Source organism: Nocardia sp. NPDC004718 (genome assembly GCF_053601535.1).
Window position 1 is genome coordinate 1 of the sequence record NZ_JBSGCA010000171.1, and the last position, 1,229, is coordinate 1,229.

Here is a 1,229-nt window from a genome sequence, read left to right on the forward strand (position 1 = left end):
CCCACCGCGATATCCCGGCTGCCCGACAACCGCGCCAGCAACACCGCCAACGCCGCATGCACCACCATGAACACCGTCGCATTGTGCTGCGCGGCGACCCGGCTCAACCCCGCATGCACCTCGGCATCGATCTCGAACCCCAACGTCGCCCCCTGATACGACGCCACCACCGGCCGCGCCCGATCCGCAGGCAACTCCACCTGCTCGGGCAACCCCGCCAACCCCGCCCGCCAGAACTCGACCTGCGCCGCCAGCAACGACCCCGGATCCCGCTCATCCCCCAAAATCTCCCGCTGCCACAACGCGTAATCCGCGTACTGCACCTCCAACGCAGGCCACACCGGCGCCCCACCCCGAGCCCGTTCCACATACGCGCTCATCAAATCCCGCGTCAACGGACCCATCGAGAACCCGTCACCGGCGATATGATGCACCACACACACCAGCACATGCTCGGTCTCGCTCAACACGATCAACCGCACCCGCACCGGCGGCGCCGCGGTCACATCGAAACCCTCCCCCACCGCCGCGGCCACCAACGCGGCCACCTCCGACTCATGCGCCCGCCGCACCAGCACATCCGGCACCGCCCGCGCATCCTCCACCGGCAACACCAACTGGAAACCCGCACCATCCACATCCGGATACACCGTGCGCAACACCTCGTGCCGCGCCACCACATCCGCCACCGCCGCCCGCAACGCCGCCACATCCAACGCACCGCTCAACCGCACCGCGACCGGAATATTGTTCACCCCACTCGCGGGATCGAACCGGTTCAAAAACCACATCCGCTGCTGGGCATACGACAACGGCACCCGCTCCGGCCGCGGCCACGCCCGCAACGCCTGCCCCGCCGCCGACCCCGCATGCGCCTCCACCCGCGCAGCCAGCCCCGCCACCGTGCTCACCTCGAACAACAACTGCACCGGCACCCGCACATCCAACGCCGCACCGATCCGCGCCGCCGCCTGCGCCGCCAACAACGAATTCCCACCCAACTCGAAGAAATCGTCATCCGCACCGACCCGGCCGTCCTCCTCCGCCACCAACAACGCCGCGAACACCCCCGCCACGATCTCCTCCACCGGCGTCGACGGCGCACGAAACGCCCGCACCGCGAACACCGGCTCCGGCAACGCCGCCCGATCCAACTTCCCCACCGGCGTCAACGGAATCTCATCCAACACCACAATCGACGCCGGAATCATGTACCCCGGCAACGACTC

Annotated in this window: 1 protein-coding gene; it reads right to left on the reverse strand. The window is 68.3% G+C overall.

Translation table 11 applies throughout. From position 1 onward, the window contains the following. On the reverse strand, positions 1-1,229 hold a 1,229-nt coding region (locus ACWEH3_RS36175; RefSeq protein ID WP_450027007.1), incomplete at both ends, for a condensation domain-containing protein.